Consider the following 14,571-nt stretch of genomic DNA (forward strand, 5'->3'; position numbering starts at 1 on the left):
CTAATAATCTGTCTTCAAGCTCAGATCATGGCAACTCTGCTTGAACTTTACAATGATCTTGAGGCAAATATAAGCATCTTTAGACCTTATTTTATTCACAGATTAATAAACTCTTGATCAAAAGTAAAAGCATTTTCAATCCATTCCAGATCATAAGGGTATTGCGAAAAGTCATGCTGTAGGGTTTTTGCAAATTGCTGTTTAAAATCAAAACAAATCACGTCAAAACGATAGTAATAGTGTGCAAATTGTGGATTTTTCTGAATAAAGCACATTGCCGTCTTGAGCATCTTGCCCTGTTTTGCTTTCGACACCGACTCGATCGCTTGCGCATATCCGGTGTGTGCACGAGCTTTGACTTCAACAAAGATCAGCTCCTGTTCACGTACCAGAATCAAATCCAGTTCACCATAACGGCTGTGATAGTTAGCTGTAAGCAATTGAAATCCCTGCTGCTGCATCAGTTGGGCGGCTTGCTGTTCTGCCCATGTACCTAATTGCTGTCGCATTATTCTCTTTCCCTGTTAGAGCAGCTTTACACCTGTGCCACTGTACTGAAAACATTGCGGAGTACGCTGAACACCGTGTTCAGTGATCTGAATCCGGCCGGTTCTGCCCTGAAATTCAATCGCTTGCAGCCGCGGTTGAGATAAATACTGCTGGGTGATATGCCAGGCATCGCCGCCAAAAGCAATCAGGCGCTGATAAGACAGATTAACCGGTTCCTTGGCATAAGCTTGCAGCACATCCGGCCAATCCGCTAAGTAAAGCACTGGAACATCACAAAACTTGATCCCTTGTGGCAGCTTGTGCTGTTCGCTCATGGCATTGGCTACGGTATACATCCGTGAACGATTTAATTCAGGCATGACAGCCATCCATTCTGCATTGCCCAGAAACAATAATCCCTGCTTGGGCATTAAAAATCGTGGTGGTTTATCTACGATTTTAAATTTCAGATCACTCTGGCTCAGCAAGGACATCAACAACAGTTCATGCTCCGCTTCACTGCCCGGCTGGCGTAAAATCAGCAGTTGCCGAATCCCGTCTTTGAATAAAAGTGCTTTTAAGGCAGCGGCATCATCTTTCTTGGATAGACTGAACTGCCAGACATTGGGAGAGACATCAGCCACTTCATTCAGGCTGAGGGTACGTACTTTGGGTTTGCTGTTCAGCAGTTGTTCCACGTCGCTACGTGCCAATGGCCCCACCACCATTCTGGTCTTTTTATTGACATGCTGTTTAAGTAGCTGGGAGATATTTTTCTGATTGGTATTGACCCATTTCAGCGGAATCTTGTGTCCTGAAGCGGTATAGGCACTGAGAAAACCCTGTTTGATACTCGATGCAGCTCGCGCCAAAGGCCCGGATTCGGGTAGAATGATCAACACTTCTGCTTGAACGCTGCTGATGCAGGCCAGTAACCCCAAGCCCAAAATTTTATTTTTCATCTTCCATTTTTTATTATTCAATTTATTCCACATGGAGAAACCTATGAGTGCTCAGTTATTTGTTGTTGCGACTCCAATCGGGCACTTAGATGATATTAGTTATCGTGCAATTCAGGTGTTGAAGTCGGTGAGTCTGATTGCTGCTGAGGATACACGAACTTCGGCACAGTTGCTTAAACACTTTAATATTCAAACACCTTTGACTGCATGTCATGAACATAATGAAAGCAACAAAATTGAGCAGCTGATCCAGCGTCTGCTCAATGGCGAAGATATGGCCCTGATCAGTGATGCTGGCACGCCCTTGATTAGCGATCCTGGTTTTAAATTTGTTCGGGCTGCTCAAGCGCATAATATCCGTGTTATTCCTGTGCCCGGTGCTTGTGCTGCGATTGCGGCCTTAAGTGCGGTCGGCTTGCCGAGTGACCGTTTCAGTTTTGAAGGCTTTCTGCCATCCAGACAAAGTCAGCGCCTGCTGAATCTGGAAAAACTCAAAGATGAAACCCAGACCTTAATTTTCTATGAAGCACCGCACCGGATTCTGGAATGCGTTAAAGATATGGCGAGCATATTTGGAGCAGACCGTCCTGTTGGCTTCGCGCGTGAAATTACCAAGACTTTTGAAACCATCAAGAAAATGACTTTAGGTGAACTGGTCGAATTCATTGCTAATGATCATAATCAGCAAAAAGGTGAAATTGTTCTGGTGATTGGCGGAGCAACCGAAGAAAAAGATCTGGATCAGGAAAAGCTGGATAAATTATTGAATCGCTTATTACAGGATCTGTCAGTCAAAGCAGCTTCACAACTGGCAGCAGATTTAACCGGTATCAAAAAGAAAGTGGCTTATCAACGTGCTTTAGAACTGACATCAGCCAACGATTAATATTCTAGCTATCTATCACTTTTATTTTTGCAAAAAAACACCACAACTGATGTGGTGTTTTTTTATAAATCCAAGTCAAGGAATGACTTATTCTTTAGCTACTGACTCATCTGCCGGTACTTCAACGATACGGCCGCCACTTGCGAGGAAAGCCGCAATTTCGTCTTCAAGTGCCTGACGCTTCTTTAACTTTGCAGTCACGGTCAAAGTTTCAGCTTCTGCAAGATCGGTATCATTGACGACCTCTGTACTCTCTGTTGCGCCTTTTTCAGCTGCTTTTGCTTCATCATCGTCAACGATTGAATCTTCAACGTCGTCATCATAATCATTCATGTCTGTCATTTGCATCTCCCCCAAAATGAGCGCTCGCTTTGTATTTAAAGCCAGGTGTCGAATTAAGTGAAATTTAGCAATCTATGTGGCATTCGCCTAGTACCAAATATTAAAAAATCGTATTTTTTTTAAACAAAATCGTTACTCTTTATGGATGTTTGTTTAAAAAATTTACATTTCTCCCTTAAGCTGCATAGCGTGTGTCTTTAAGTAAACTCAGACCATTGGCCTGTGCCATAAATGCATCTTTTAACATTGGCTGATTTTCTACCTGTTTCAGACCGAAATTACGTGCCCAAACCATCGGGAAAAATGAAGTCGTTTCCATCCAGCCAATCGCAGACATGCTGTGCATCATGGCATCGTTTTGTCCTTTACGGCGGTGCTCATAACGCTTCAGGCTTTGCTCATGTGCCCAAACACCACGTGACTGATCATGCAGCAATACATCACAGAGCACGGCAGCATCCAGACAGCCAATATTCACCCCTTGACCTGCCAGCGGATGAATCACATGGGCAGCATCACCAATCAAAGCCAGACCATCTTGAACATAGTGTTGGGCGGCACGTGCTTTTAATGGAAAAGTCGCACGTGGTGTCGCTTGTACGACCTTACCGAGCATATGATGACTTTCACGGGTCAATAGCTGTGTAAAGTCAGCATCTGACAACCCGGCATATTCTTCAGCATAATCATCCGGCAAAGTCCAGACGATGGATTGCCAATGTCCCTGCTCTTCTTTTTTTAAGCTGGCCATCGGTAAAAAAGCCAGAGGGCCGGTTTCCAGAAAAATCTGGCGCGCCATATGCTGATGGGGCTGTGCAGTTTGAATCGCACAGCTGATCCCGGCCTGTTGGTAATCCAGCACATCAATATCAATGAAAGCTTGCTCACGGACAAAGGAGTTGGCACCATCTGCACCAATCACCAGTTTGGTTTTAAGCTGTGTGCCATCGGCCAGATGAATGATCCAGACACCGACTCCACGTTCTACCCGGCTGACTTTAACCTGAGTACGGTAATCCTGTACATCGTCAAGCATCTTTTGCTGAATAGCCAGATTCAGGATACTCGGTTCCACCATCGAACCTAAGGCTTGTTCTACTGAGGGTGTTTTTTCTGAAGGCTGGCCGAAATTAATGTCACCATAGCCATTTTTATTCCAGACCTGCATACCGGTATAAGGCTGCTGACGTGCCAGTTTTTCCCATACACCGACTATTTTTAATAGGTGAATGGTTGCCTGACTCAGCGCCAAAACACGTGGATTCGCCACACCTAATGCCTTATCTGCATCTAAAATTGGGGCAGCGTCTAAAACTGTAGGCTGCACACCACCTTGCGCCAGCAGAAGTGCAGTCAGTCCACCGACCAGTCCACCGCCAATAATGACCACATCCAAGATTTCGTTATTTTGATTTAAGCTCATGCTTTTAATCCCATGGCATAATTTGCAACCAAAGGTTTAATGCCTGGAATATTTTCAAAGCAGATTAAGCCTGTGTTACGCATCAGTTTGAGGAATGGATTCTGGTTACTAAAACCGCGTACCACTGAATCACAGAATTTAATGACCCGCTGCTGATCTTTCAGGCGTGATTTTTCGTAGTCCTGTAGCATGGCTGCATCACCTAAATCAGCACCCTGCTCAAGCTGCTCTGCCAAATAGCGATTAAGCACATAAGCATCGCGCATACACAGGTTAAAGCCCTGTCCGGCGACAGGATGGATGGTATGTGCAGCATTGCCCATCAATACCACACGGCCAACGGCCTGTTTTTCTGCCAGGACTTGAGACAATGGGAAGCTAAAACGGCGACCGGTTTTCTGGAATTTTCCGGCACGATCACCATAAGTGTCCTGCAAGGCATCAAGAAAATGCTGATCATTTTCATCGCCCAACCATTCACCTTCTGTGCCTTTTTTTACCGGCCAGACAACGGAACGGCGATATTCACCCGGCAATGGCAATAACGCCAAAGGGCCTAAATGACTGAAACGCTCAAAACCGACATGACCATGGGGCTTCGAGGTTTGTACTGTAGTCACGATCGCGACCTGATTATAATCGTGTTCTGAAGTACCAATGCCCAATGCTTTACGGCAGAAAGAATCACGACCGTCTGCGGCAATGACCAGTTTAGATTGTAAAGTCAGCTCAGATTCACCACGCTGCGCCTGAATATAAGCACAATCGGCATCTTGGGTCAGCGATGTGACTTGTACACCATCAATCAGTTCAATCAGCGGCTGTTGTTTCACTTGGGTCAGCAGCACACGGCCGAGCCAGGCATTTTCAATCACCTGACCGAAACTTTCGACTTTTTCCTGTTCTGCTTTTAGGCATGCCTTACCAAAGCTGCCTTGTTCGGTAATATTGACTTCCAGAATTGGTGTGGCATGTTGCTGTAGTGCATCCCAAAGGCCGAGTTCCTGATAGATCTGTACACTACGGCGCGACAAGGCACTGTTACGCGCATCAAAACTGGAATGATACGGGGCAAGATGTTCATCATCATAATCTGGATATTTGATGGCTTCCAAAAGTTTGACTGCAATATTGGTTTTCGCCAACATCAGTGCGAGGCTTAAGCCCACCATACCACCACCGACAATGATGACTTCTTGTTGCATGCTGTAATCCTTTCAATGTCGTATCTAAGTCAATAGATACTTATAATCATGATGGATTTTATATTAGCTCAAAAAAATTCTTTTTTATAATGAAATAGCGTGTCTCGCCTCTGATGTTTATTGTTTCCGGGTGGCCAACCAGCACAGAATTGCTCCAGCCGTAACCATTGCCACACCCTGCCAAAAACCAAAAGACAAAGACGTACTCAGCAATAATGCTGCAAATAAAGCAGATAACACCGGAGTAAAATAGGAAGCACCCGCCATTAATGTCATGTTTCCAGAAATAATTCCAATATTCCAGGCACCATATCCCAAACCTAAAGCTCCGGCTGCCATAATCAAAGTGACGGTATTATCATAAGTAAAATTAAGCGCTGCTCCATTCATCAGGAAATATTTGATCCAGAGCACAACCGCAGCAAGGGCAAAGAATATCGTGACCAAGTTTTTACCTTGAGAAGTTTTTACGGTCACGGAACAATATGCAGCCCATAAAACCGCTGCAGCAAAAGCTAAACCATAACTAAGAGGATTAGCTTTCAAATTGCTCCATATTTGTAAGAGATCAAAGCCGGTATCTCCGCCTAAAACCCAACAAATTCCAACCAAGGCCAATAGGCAACCAGGAAGAATTAAGAGATTGGCTTTAACGTTGTTAACAATGATTGCAAATAATAAGGTAAAAGTCGGCCATAGATAATTAATCATCCCTACTTCAATGGCTTGCCTACTATTTTGAGCATAACCAATAGAAAGGGCAAAACATAATTCATAAGCAACAAATAAAAGACTTCCCCACCATAAATAAGGCTTTGGAATAGTAGAAAGCTTGGGTAGACCGATGGTAAAAAATAAAATAATGGATGCCACACTGTAAATCAGGGCAGCACCTGCGACCGCTCCAAAACTCTCACTGACACTACGAATTAAGCCAACATTCGTACTCCAGAAGATGACCGCAGAAAGACCAATTAAAGTCGCGACATTTCGATTAAATACCGGTAGAGCGTTTAAGAGCATGGGCTATTTACTCAGAATCAAAGATATTCAGATATATGCTTTTTTAGTTTTAAAGATTAATTTTTCGACTCATTCAAATCATGCAGTGAATCAGAATGATAGTAAATAATGCAGACTTAAATTTTAGATAAGAACTGTAACTTTCAGCTAAATTTATAGTTTTGTATGACTAAAATTGGCACAACATTTATTTTTTTAAATCGTCGCTTAGCTTTTAAGGAGAACTAAGATCTACAGCTTGGAGGTAAAAAAATCATTTGTTTATGGACGTTTTTTCCTCATAACTCCGCTATTTTATGGCTATCCAAACACCCAAAATGCCGTCTCTGTCAGCCAGTCATCTAGCTCAAATCACCATAATAAAAACGGAGCCTCAGCTCCGTTTTATTGATAACTATTCCATCCACTCAAGCCGAATTTTAATTATTTAAAATCAACCTTGTAGGGATGTAAGTCATATAGATTAATCGTTGGCGTATTAACGCACCACTCGGCTATGCGGCTCAGTGTGATGCACTGTTTTTCCTAATTTCGTACCGGTATAGATCAGGTACAATGCCGACAAACCAACCAGTACATAAACAATTCGAGAAAGCGCAGTCATATCACCAAAGATTGCAGCAACCAAATTAAAGTCGAATGCACCAATTAAACCCCAATTGATGCCACCAATAATTGTTAAAGCATAAGCAATCCAGTCAATCGTATTTAGTCTCATAAGTATTCTCCTGCTGTTCTTTAAGTTTATTTAAGGATCAGAGAAAGTATGAGAAGCAAAGCACATTTAATATGTAGCTTTGATGCTAAAAACCGATTTTCTGTGTTGAATTCCTGTCAATTTTTAAGCTGCAAATTTTAACTGGGTGAGTTTTATTTGACTTGTTCGTGATAAATGTAATTGAAATCTTTTTTACTATCGTTGCGCAATCTCTCAAAAGATCTGGCTTCAAATCTATTAGAGCAGTCATAAAAAAAGCCGATCTAAGGATCGGCTTTTCATGTCTCTAAAATTAAGCAGCCTGTGCTTTCGCCATTAATGCTTCAATGTCTTCTACCGTTTTCACGACTTTCGCGGTTAACACCAACGGGCCATTTGCAGTGGCCACGACATCATCTTCAATCCGGATGCCAATGCCACGCCATTTTGCATCCACAGTTTCATCATCAGGTGCAATATATACACCCGGCTCAACGGTGACCACCATGCCTTCTTCATACGGACGCCATTCACCATCGACCTTATACGCGCCAACATCATGCACATCCATACCAAGCCAGTGACCCGTGCCATGCATGTAGAACTGGCGGAAAGCTTCTTTTTCTATAATGTCGTCGATATCACCTTGCATCAAGCCAAGATCAAGCAGACCTTGCACCAGGATGCGCACAGCAACATTGTGCGGTTCTTTATAGGAGTTGCCAATTTGCACGGCATTGATCGCAGCGATTTGGGCATCCAGTACCACGTTATACAAGGCTTTCTGTTCCGGACTGAATTTACCATTCACTGGAAAGGTACGGGTAATATCTGAAGCATAAAGCTGATATTCAGCCGCGGCATCAATCAACACCAAATCACCATCTTTCAGCGCTTTATCATTTTCTACGTAGTGCAGGATGCAGGCATTTTCACCGCCACCGACAATACTGTTATAGGCCGGAACACCGCCATTCTTGCCGAAAATATAATTCAGCTCGGCTTCGAGTGCATATTCCATCATGCCCGGACGTACTGCTCGCATCGCTTGAGTATGTGCATCTGCCGAAATATCTGAAGCAATTTGCATCAGTTCAATTTCATTGTCATCTTTATGCAGACGCATTTCGTCAATAATACGATCCAGCTGAATCACTTGAGCAGGTGCAGACGTACCACGCCGGCTTTCACCACTTGCAGTCGCAATCCATTTCGCTACACGTGCATCAAAATCCGCGTTGTGGCCAATGCGATAAAATAACTGGTCTTTATTTTGTAATTTTTCCAGAATTCCTTCATCTAGCAGATCAATCGGATAGGCTTCATCTGCATCATAATCCTGCATCGCCCCATCAATCCCTGCACGATAGCCATTCCAGATTTCCATTTCCCGGTTACGTTCCCGGCAGAATAAACTATAGCTATAGCCTTCTTCTTCAGTGTCAAAGGTTTCAATCACAGCCACAGCTTCAGGTTCTGAAAATCCGGTTAAATAGAAGAAACTACTGTCTGCACGGTATTTATAATCTGCATCACGGTTACGCATCGCCACCGGACTGGTCGCGATAATCGCAATACTGCGTAAACCAATTTCCCCTGCGAGAATACTGCGACGTTCCTGAAAATCAGCTTGTGTTAATTTCTTCATTACACCTTACTTCTTGTCAATTCATGCTTTTATTGAAATATTCTCTTGAAAACAGAACATATATTCTAATGAAACAGCAAAATATATGCCTGATTTCAAGCAGTGTGATGACATAGCTAACTATTTAGTTAGCTTGGACGTTTAGGCGAGAAAATTTCGACCACGCTTTGCGCCTCTGTAGCAGAAACCTGAGGCTGCACTTTTTGTGTCAATTGCTGCAAGAGTGGCGTTTCCTCAACCTCCACTTTCTTACGTCCCAAAGACAGGCTCACTGGAATCAGGCGCACAAATTCATACAATTCCTGATAGCTTTCTTCACCTTCGGCATCATCGTCTGAGTCTTCAAACTCAACCGCGGCTACATCTTGTAAATGTTCAATCAGTTCTACTTCGTCCTGACGAATATGACCAGAAGCCAGACCAAAACCTAACACCACGCCTGCGCACCAGTCCGCCAATGCCTGCACACGTTCTGAGAGCACATGCTCATCATCTGGAAGCAAAGGTAAATAATCCAGTTCATCTTCAGACAATGCATGGAAAACATCTTCAGCTTCGCCAGTCAACAGTTCTAATGCTTCGGCATCCAGTTCAGGCACATCCAGTGTTTCTAAAATCTGTAACCATTCTTCACTGCTCGGTGCCTGGGTGACACAAACAATCCCGGTCAGCAAACCATGCAGTTCACTCGGGCTAGAAATTTCCTCAATTGAAGAAAAATTGCGGTGCCATTCGGTCCAACCTGAAATATCGTCTTGCATTCGTTTATCCAATCTCTATACTGCTTATATATTACCTCTGTTTGCAACACTGTGCGACCTCGATATGTTAGAAGAATTACAGCGTCTACAAGTGCAGATTGGCGTGTTAAAAACGCGACTCGCACGGCTTGAAAGTGAGAATTCCAGTTTGCGCGAAGAGCAAGACTCTTCCATGGTGCAACATCAACAGCAAATTGAACAAAAGAACAGCGTGATTGCGCAAAAACAACAAGAAAATGAACACCTGACCGAACAGCTGACAGATTCTCGTGCCCAGTTTCAACTGCTCAATAATGATGCAACTGCACTGGCAGACCGTTATGGCCGTCTGGAAAAAAGCTGTACCGATCTGAAAAACCGTTTTCAGGAAATTCTGGCTGAACGAAATGAACTGCGGGTTTTGAAGGAAAAGATGCTGATCGAACAGCGTCATGCCCAACAGGAAATTCAGCGCCTCAATCAGGAATCTGAGCGTTTAACCCAGAAAAATGAAAATGCCAAAGCCAAAGTTGAGGCGATTATTCAACGTCTGGCAATTCTCGGCACTGCGCAGGATCATCATGCACAAGAAATCCAACAACTGGCCCATCCGACTGAAGTAACTGAGGAAGCCTCATCATGAGTGAACAAATTGCAATTGATCTCAGAGTATTGGGGCATAGTTTCCGTTTGGCCTCTACTCCTGACAAGCAGGAAGAATTAGAGCGCGCGGCACAGTTATTGAATGATAAATACGATGAATTTCGTCGTAAAGCACCACGCATGGAACCCAGCAAGCTGATTATCATGGTGGCACTTGAGCTGATGCAGGAAGTCTTGAACATGAACAGATCACTTCAACAATATGCGCATTGCGAGCGTTTGTTACAAACCATTTTAGAAGAAGTTGAGGAACTAACAGAATAATCTCATATTCTGTTTAAACTTCGGCCATTTGGCTGAACTGTTTACAGTTCATGAACAGCATAGAGTTGCCACACCGACATTATCGTTTATAATTAACTTATCTCTGAGGTGTTCGCCAGCGGGTCTATATCCCTGCCGATACTTATATCTCCGGATGCGTTCTGCATATTTAGAGTGTATGCCTGCCTTCGTGCAGGAAACCCAGCAAGTATGCGTCGCGTCCACCTTGAACTCATCGGGTTCAGGGTAACGACATGCAGCGGCATCTTCGGAGTACTTTAATTTTTTGCTTAAAATATACTTATAATTCTCTTAAAATCCTTTCTAAACTTTCTCTCAGTTTTATATTTCAGTATTTATCTCGGTCATTTCTCAAAGTTCATTTTATTCATACCATTATCTGGTAGGCCTATAAAATGCTTAACAAGAAAATCGCTTTAACTTTCTTTTAAATACACATTGAATTTTCAAGTTATTTGATCTCGATCTAAAATAAACATGGCCCAGATTGCGGCAGGAATCCAGCCTAAAATTGAAATCTGCAGCATGAGACATATTGTTGCTTCAACCGGTTTGTGAATGGTCATAAATAAGGACCAGGGGAAAATAAAGGCAATCATCAACTTCATTTTAAATACCCTCTTGTGTTCGTGTTTGCAATTTTAATATCCAGTTTTTACTGGACTCTGTGTTCGCTCTTTTTAGTGTTATCAAAAAAAATATGCATGCTGTATCATTCTAAAAAACATCTCAAAAGCCTAATTCAGTTAGCTTAAATGCAGCTTAAAAATTATTTTAAATCAGCTTAGCGAACTTATATTTTCAATTATCGTCTTGACGTTTTTATGAAAAAGACCTTGCTTTCACTCGCGCTGCCCAGCAGCTTTTCACTCGACTGAAACCCCTCATCTTTGGGCTGTTTAGGTGAAAACTGATTGCTACTTGGCAGCCGTATTCAAGGGTGATACCCGCCAAATCACGTCACCGACATCATCAGCTACTAAAATGGCGCCTGCAGAATCTACGGTTACACCAACAGGGCGCCCAAATGCTTTGCCCTGCTCGCTTAAAAATCCGGTTAAGACATCTTGAGGCTGACCGAAAGGCTGGCCATTTTGAAAGGGAACAAAAATCACTTTATAGCCACTATGCGGTTTGCGGTTCCATGAGCCATGCTGGCCAATTAGTGCACCATTTCGATAATGAGGCATTAGATCTGCTGTATAAAAACTTAAGCCCAATGATGCTGTATGATTACCCAAAGCATAGTCTGGTGGAATTGCCCGTGCCACCCGTGCAGGGTTTTGCGGCTTGACCCGTGTATCTACATGTTGGCCATAATAACTATAGGGCCAGCCATAAAAAGCACCGTCTTTAACCGAGGTGAGATAATCTGGAACCAGATCATTGCCGAGCTCATCACGCTCATTGACTACCGTCCAGAGTTTGCCACTCTGTGGTTGCCAGTCCATACCATTCGGATTACGAAGTCCGGTCGCAAAAGGTCGTGCTTGAGCATTAGCCAGGTCAAATTCCATGATCAGTGCCCGGCCTTCTTCTTGATCCAAGCCATTTTCAGCCACGTTACTGTTGGAACCTACCGTAATATAAAGTTTGCTGCCCGTAGGATTGGCAATGACATTTTTGGTCCAGTGATGGTTTAAACGACCCGCCGGTAAATCCAATACTTTGGTGCCGGTTGCAGTAATTTGAGTAGCACCTGCTTGATAAGGAAAGCGCATCAGGGCATCAGTATTGGCCACATACAACATATTGCCGACCAGTACCATGCCAAATGGAGAGTTGAGATTCTGTAAAAATACAGTTTTTTGTTCAGCGACTCCATCACCATTATTGTCACGAAGCAGACTAATGCGGTTAGCACTCGGATGCGATGAGCCGGCTCGCTGCATTACCCATTTCATGATTTTGCCTTTAATTCCTTTGCTATCATCAGGCTTAGGTGGTGCATCGGTTTCGGCCACCAGCACATCACCATCTGGCAATACATAGATCCAGCGCGGATGCTGCAACCCTTTGGCAAATGCCTGAACTTTTAAACCTGTAGCGGGAGTGGGCATTTTGCCCTCAGGCCAACCTTTGGCAGGTGCAATATTGACTGTAGGCAGCAAGCTGGATTTTGGTTTGGGTAACTGTGGCTGGGAACCATAACTGTCAGCAATTGGCGACTTGGAGGGCATAGTACAAGCCGTCATCGCCAGCAGAAGTGCCAAGCCTGCACCAGGCAAAAAAAAGTGAACCGGCTGAATAGGCATTTTTATCTCTTGTTATTTTTTATCGTCATCGACTTACTTTAAAAAACAATTAGAGATGCCACTAGTGGCTTGATGTTTTTTCTGGTTATGAATTGGTTATCAATTTTGAAGTAGATTTGTTTTTTTGTCGTAGCAGCATGATGCACAAGAGCTAAAAGAATTCTGATCAGCCATTCGATTCAGGGATTGTTGTAGTTCATCCAAGCACAGCTCCGTTTTAAGGTTTCATATAACTGTTCAAAATAAAAGCCCATCTTTTGATGAGCTTCTACGTGCAAATCAGACCTGAATGATCCTAAACCTAGAGAATCTATGAATAAGAGAGTCGGATATTCGTCTGAAATACTTCAAAAAACAATTAAGGGAAGTCCTCCAAACAGCTGGGTAAGATTGTGCTACACAGCCAGATCCACTGGAATGAAAGATAAGATCCGTGGCTCTCAACCACGAAATGCCGCTTCAATCGCGGAGATGTCAATTTTCTTCATGGTCATCATTGCATCAAAGGCGCGTTTGGCGGCGGCACGGTCAGAACTGGTCACTGCCTGAATAAGCACAATTGGCGTAATCTGCCAGGAAATGCCCCACTTGTCTTTACACCAGCCACACTCGCTTTCCTGACCGCCATTGCCAACAATTGCATTCCAGTATCGGTCGGTTTCTTCCTGATCTTCAGTTGCCACCTGAAATGAGAATGCTTCGTTATGCTGGAATGCCGGGCCACCATTTAGTCCAATGCAGCTAATACCCAGCACCCTAAAATTAACGGTGATGACATCGCCTTCTTTTTCCAGAAGGATAGTCTCCGGGTGCAAGGTTGATCGCGCCAATTGAGGAGTCAGGAAATGTCTCGGCATAAAATCGTGCAGCAGCTTCAGCGTCATTATCATACCAGAGGCAGATGGTGTTCTTCGCAATATTCATCATGTTCAATCTCCATTGATTTAGGTCTTACGCGCTCTGCCTAGGCACAATGTGTTAGATCTATTGGGTTAATCAGAGATCTGATCCCTTATCTATAATTCACTCAAAAACACAAAAAATCGATTTTAGATTTGTACCTTTATTAATCAAAATCTGTTTCATGATCATCAAAATGATGACTTAAAAACGCATGCTTCACAGAAAATAAAAAAATTATGACATTTTAAGCAGCCAATAATTCAATGCCTTTAATTGACCAATTTTAATCAAGTTTTTAGAGATGAGATTCATTATGAAATTTGCTGAACTTAACCAAGTTGCTACCTCGTCATATGAGAATCAAGATCACAATTATTTTTTACTTTTCCCGAATTCCCACTTAGACTAGAGCACACTTTTGTCAGATCTGCTTTTGCCCTATGACCATTCAAGAATTAAGAAGATACCTGCGTAAAACACGTCGTCATCTTTCTAAATTTGAGCAAAGGCAAGCTTCACAAAAAGTTTTAAATCGCCTTATACGTAGCCCGCAATTTATTCATGCCAAGCACATCGGCATTTATCTGCATGCTTTTGGTGAGATTCATACCCACACCATTATTGAACGCTGCTTTAAACTGGGCAAACAGGTCTATCTGCCTGCGATTTGCGACATGAATCAACAGCTAGTCTGGATCCGAATCAGCCAGCATCAATATCGCAACAAGCGCTTTGCCTATCATCGGCTGGGAATGCGGGAGCCCATGACGACACGTGGTACTCATGTTTCTAAGCTGGATTTATTGATCATGCCGCTGCTGGCCTGTGATCATTCAGGGACACGAATCGGGATGGGTGGCGGTTTTTATGATCGAACCCTGGCTTCTGCGCCCGGGCTTCCATTCCGTCTGGGACTGGCGCATGACTTTCAACTGCTTAGCCAGTCCTTAAAACGGGAAAAATGGGATCAACCCTTGGATGCTCTTATTACCCCGACAGTTTTTTTAGCTTTCAAACGCTAATTTTTCAATTTCCCTGTTGTGAACTACT

At 43.3% G+C, this 14,571-nt stretch carries 15 protein-coding genes, 1 other RNA gene and 1 pseudogene; 5 read left to right on the forward strand and 12 right to left on the reverse strand.

Going from position 1 to position 14,571, the window contains the following annotated elements; translation table 11 throughout:
* Positions 1–95 precede the first annotated feature (95 nt).
* Together FTU40_RS01295 and FTU40_RS01300 are read right to left on the reverse strand one after the other, a co-directional pair.
* Positions 96–509, reverse strand: coding sequence for a YraN family protein (locus FTU40_RS01295; protein WP_005096365.1), 414 nt, complete (start codon positions 507–509; stop codon positions 96–98).
* Positions 510–524: 15 nt separating this feature from the next.
* Positions 525–1,484 carry a penicillin-binding protein activator gene (locus tag FTU40_RS01300; protein WP_180039469.1) on the reverse strand — a complete coding sequence of 320 codons (960 nt, stop codon included), beginning with the start codon at positions 1,482–1,484 and terminating at the stop codon, positions 525–527.
* 10 nt (positions 1,485–1,494) lie between these two features.
* On the opposite strand from FTU40_RS01300, the gene rsmI reads away from it, so the two are divergent.
* On the forward strand, positions 1,495–2,337 hold the full coding sequence (rsmI, locus tag FTU40_RS01305; RefSeq protein ID WP_005096362.1) for a 16S rRNA (cytidine(1402)-2'-O)-methyltransferase: 843 nt from the start codon (positions 1,495–1,497) through the stop codon (positions 2,335–2,337).
* 87 nt (positions 2,338–2,424) lie between these two features.
* Here rsmI and FTU40_RS01310 read toward each other — a convergent pair whose 3' ends face one another.
* The 7 genes from FTU40_RS01310 to FTU40_RS01340 form a co-directional block, all read right to left on the reverse strand.
* On the reverse strand, positions 2,425–2,679 hold the full coding sequence (locus FTU40_RS01310) for a hypothetical protein (protein ID WP_180039471.1): 255 nt from the start codon (positions 2,677–2,679) through the stop codon (positions 2,425–2,427).
* Between the two features lie 175 nt (positions 2,680–2,854).
* Positions 2,855–4,102 (reverse strand): FAD-dependent monooxygenase, encoded by a 1,248-nt coding sequence (locus FTU40_RS01315; protein ID WP_180039473.1) that lies wholly within the window; start codon positions 4,100–4,102, stop codon positions 2,855–2,857.
* Positions 4,099–5,307, reverse strand: a complete 1,209-nt coding sequence (gene ubiH / locus FTU40_RS01320; RefSeq protein ID WP_179999439.1) for a 2-octaprenyl-6-methoxyphenyl hydroxylase — start codon at positions 5,305–5,307, stop codon at positions 4,099–4,101. Before ubiH ends, FTU40_RS01315 begins: the two co-directional genes overlap by 4 nt.
* A gap of 117 nt (positions 5,308–5,424) precedes the next feature.
* Entirely contained in the window at positions 5,425–6,330 is a 906-nt protein-coding gene (gene yddG, locus FTU40_RS01325; protein WP_180039475.1) for an aromatic amino acid DMT transporter YddG, read from the reverse strand.
* 478 nt (positions 6,331–6,808) lie between these two features.
* Positions 6,809–7,048, reverse strand: coding sequence for a DUF378 domain-containing protein (locus FTU40_RS01330; RefSeq protein ID WP_005096354.1), 240 nt, complete (start codon positions 7,046–7,048; stop codon positions 6,809–6,811).
* Between the two features lie 292 nt (positions 7,049–7,340).
* On the reverse strand, positions 7,341–8,675 hold the full coding sequence (gene pepP / locus FTU40_RS01335) for a Xaa-Pro aminopeptidase (RefSeq protein WP_005096353.1): 1,335 nt from the start codon (positions 8,673–8,675) through the stop codon (positions 7,341–7,343).
* 128 nt (positions 8,676–8,803) lie between these two features.
* Positions 8,804–9,436 carry a UPF0149 family protein gene (locus FTU40_RS01340; protein ID WP_005096352.1) on the reverse strand — a complete coding sequence of 211 codons (633 nt, stop codon included), beginning with the start codon at positions 9,434–9,436 and terminating at the stop codon, positions 8,804–8,806.
* Between the two features lie 64 nt (positions 9,437–9,500).
* Between FTU40_RS01340 and FTU40_RS01345 the strand changes: the two genes are divergently transcribed.
* The 3 genes from FTU40_RS01345 (at position 9,501) to ssrS (ending at position 10,620) form a co-directional block, all read left to right on the forward strand.
* Positions 9,501–10,058 (forward strand): hypothetical protein, encoded by a 558-nt coding sequence (locus FTU40_RS01345; protein ID WP_100328787.1) that lies wholly within the window; start codon positions 9,501–9,503, stop codon positions 10,056–10,058.
* On the forward strand, positions 10,055–10,342 hold the full coding sequence (locus FTU40_RS01350) for a cell division protein ZapA (protein WP_004279505.1): 288 nt from the start codon (positions 10,055–10,057) through the stop codon (positions 10,340–10,342). Before FTU40_RS01345 ends, FTU40_RS01350 begins: the two co-directional genes overlap by 4 nt.
* Positions 10,343–10,439: 97 nt before the next feature.
* Positions 10,440–10,620: non-coding RNA, 6S RNA (gene ssrS / locus FTU40_RS01355), on the forward strand.
* Between the two features lie 189 nt (positions 10,621–10,809).
* On the opposite strand, the gene FTU40_RS01360 is transcribed toward ssrS, so the two are convergent.
* The 3 genes and pseudogenes from FTU40_RS01360 to FTU40_RS01370 form a co-directional block, all read right to left on the reverse strand.
* The gene (locus FTU40_RS01360) at positions 10,810–10,971 is read right to left on the reverse strand and encodes a YqaE/Pmp3 family membrane protein (protein ID WP_005096350.1); all 162 of its coding nucleotides are present in this window, start codon (positions 10,969–10,971) and stop codon (positions 10,810–10,812) included.
* A 309-nt stretch (positions 10,972–11,280) separates the two neighbouring features.
* The gene (locus FTU40_RS01365; protein ID WP_257223506.1) at positions 11,281–12,558 is read right to left on the reverse strand and encodes a sorbosone dehydrogenase family protein; all 1,278 of its coding nucleotides are present in this window, start codon (positions 12,556–12,558) and stop codon (positions 11,281–11,283) included.
* A gap of 500 nt (positions 12,559–13,058) precedes the next feature.
* A pseudogene (locus FTU40_RS01370) lies at positions 13,059–13,542 on the reverse strand (VOC family protein).
* A 419-nt stretch (positions 13,543–13,961) separates the two neighbouring features.
* Between FTU40_RS01370 and FTU40_RS01375 the strand changes: the two are divergent.
* Entirely contained in the window at positions 13,962–14,543 is a 582-nt protein-coding gene (locus tag FTU40_RS01375; RefSeq protein WP_180039479.1) for a 5-formyltetrahydrofolate cyclo-ligase, read from the forward strand.
* Positions 14,544–14,571 lie beyond the last annotated feature (28 nt).

The sequence above is a fragment of the Acinetobacter sp. YH12100 genome (assembly GCF_013419135.1).
GTDB lineage: Bacteria > Pseudomonadota > Gammaproteobacteria > Pseudomonadales > Moraxellaceae > Acinetobacter > Acinetobacter pseudolwoffii.

Bases quoted from the DNA above. Each gene is read 5' to 3' on its own strand.
- FTU40_RS01295 (WP_005096365.1), bottom strand. From the start codon at position 509: ATGCGACAGCAATTAGGTACATGGGCAGAACAGCAAGCCGCCCAACTG.
- FTU40_RS01300 (WP_180039469.1), bottom strand. From the start codon at position 1,484: ATGTGGAATAAATTGAATAATAAAAAATGGAAGATGAAAAATAAAATT.
- rsmI (WP_005096362.1), top strand. From the start codon at position 1,495: ATGAGTGCTCAGTTATTTGTTGTTGCGACTCCAATCGGGCACTTAGAT.
- FTU40_RS01310 (WP_180039471.1), bottom strand. From the start codon at position 2,679: ATGACAGACATGAATGATTATGATGACGACGTTGAAGATTCAATCGTT.
- FTU40_RS01315 (WP_180039473.1), bottom strand. From the start codon at position 4,102: ATGAGCTTAAATCAAAATAACGAAATCTTGGATGTGGTCATTATTGGC.
- ubiH (WP_179999439.1), bottom strand. From the start codon at position 5,307: ATGCAACAAGAAGTCATCATTGTCGGTGGTGGTATGGTGGGCTTAAGC.
- yddG (WP_180039475.1), bottom strand. From the start codon at position 6,330: ATGCTCTTAAACGCTCTACCGGTATTTAATCGAAATGTCGCGACTTTA.
- FTU40_RS01330 (WP_005096354.1), bottom strand. From the start codon at position 7,048: ATGAGACTAAATACGATTGACTGGATTGCTTATGCTTTAACAATTATT.
- pepP (WP_005096353.1), bottom strand. From the start codon at position 8,675: ATGAAGAAATTAACACAAGCTGATTTTCAGGAACGTCGCAGTATTCTC.
- FTU40_RS01340 (WP_005096352.1), bottom strand. From the start codon at position 9,436: ATGCAAGACGATATTTCAGGTTGGACCGAATGGCACCGCAATTTTTCT.
- FTU40_RS01345 (WP_100328787.1), top strand. From the start codon at position 9,501: ATGTTAGAAGAATTACAGCGTCTACAAGTGCAGATTGGCGTGTTAAAA.
- FTU40_RS01350 (WP_004279505.1), top strand. From the start codon at position 10,055: ATGAGTGAACAAATTGCAATTGATCTCAGAGTATTGGGGCATAGTTTC.
- FTU40_RS01360 (WP_005096350.1), bottom strand. From the start codon at position 10,971: ATGAAGTTGATGATTGCCTTTATTTTCCCCTGGTCCTTATTTATGACC.
- FTU40_RS01365 (WP_257223506.1), bottom strand. From the start codon at position 12,558: ATGACGGCTTGTACTATGCCCTCCAAGTCGCCAATTGCTGACAGTTAT.
- FTU40_RS01375 (WP_180039479.1), top strand. From the start codon at position 13,962: ATGACCATTCAAGAATTAAGAAGATACCTGCGTAAAACACGTCGTCAT.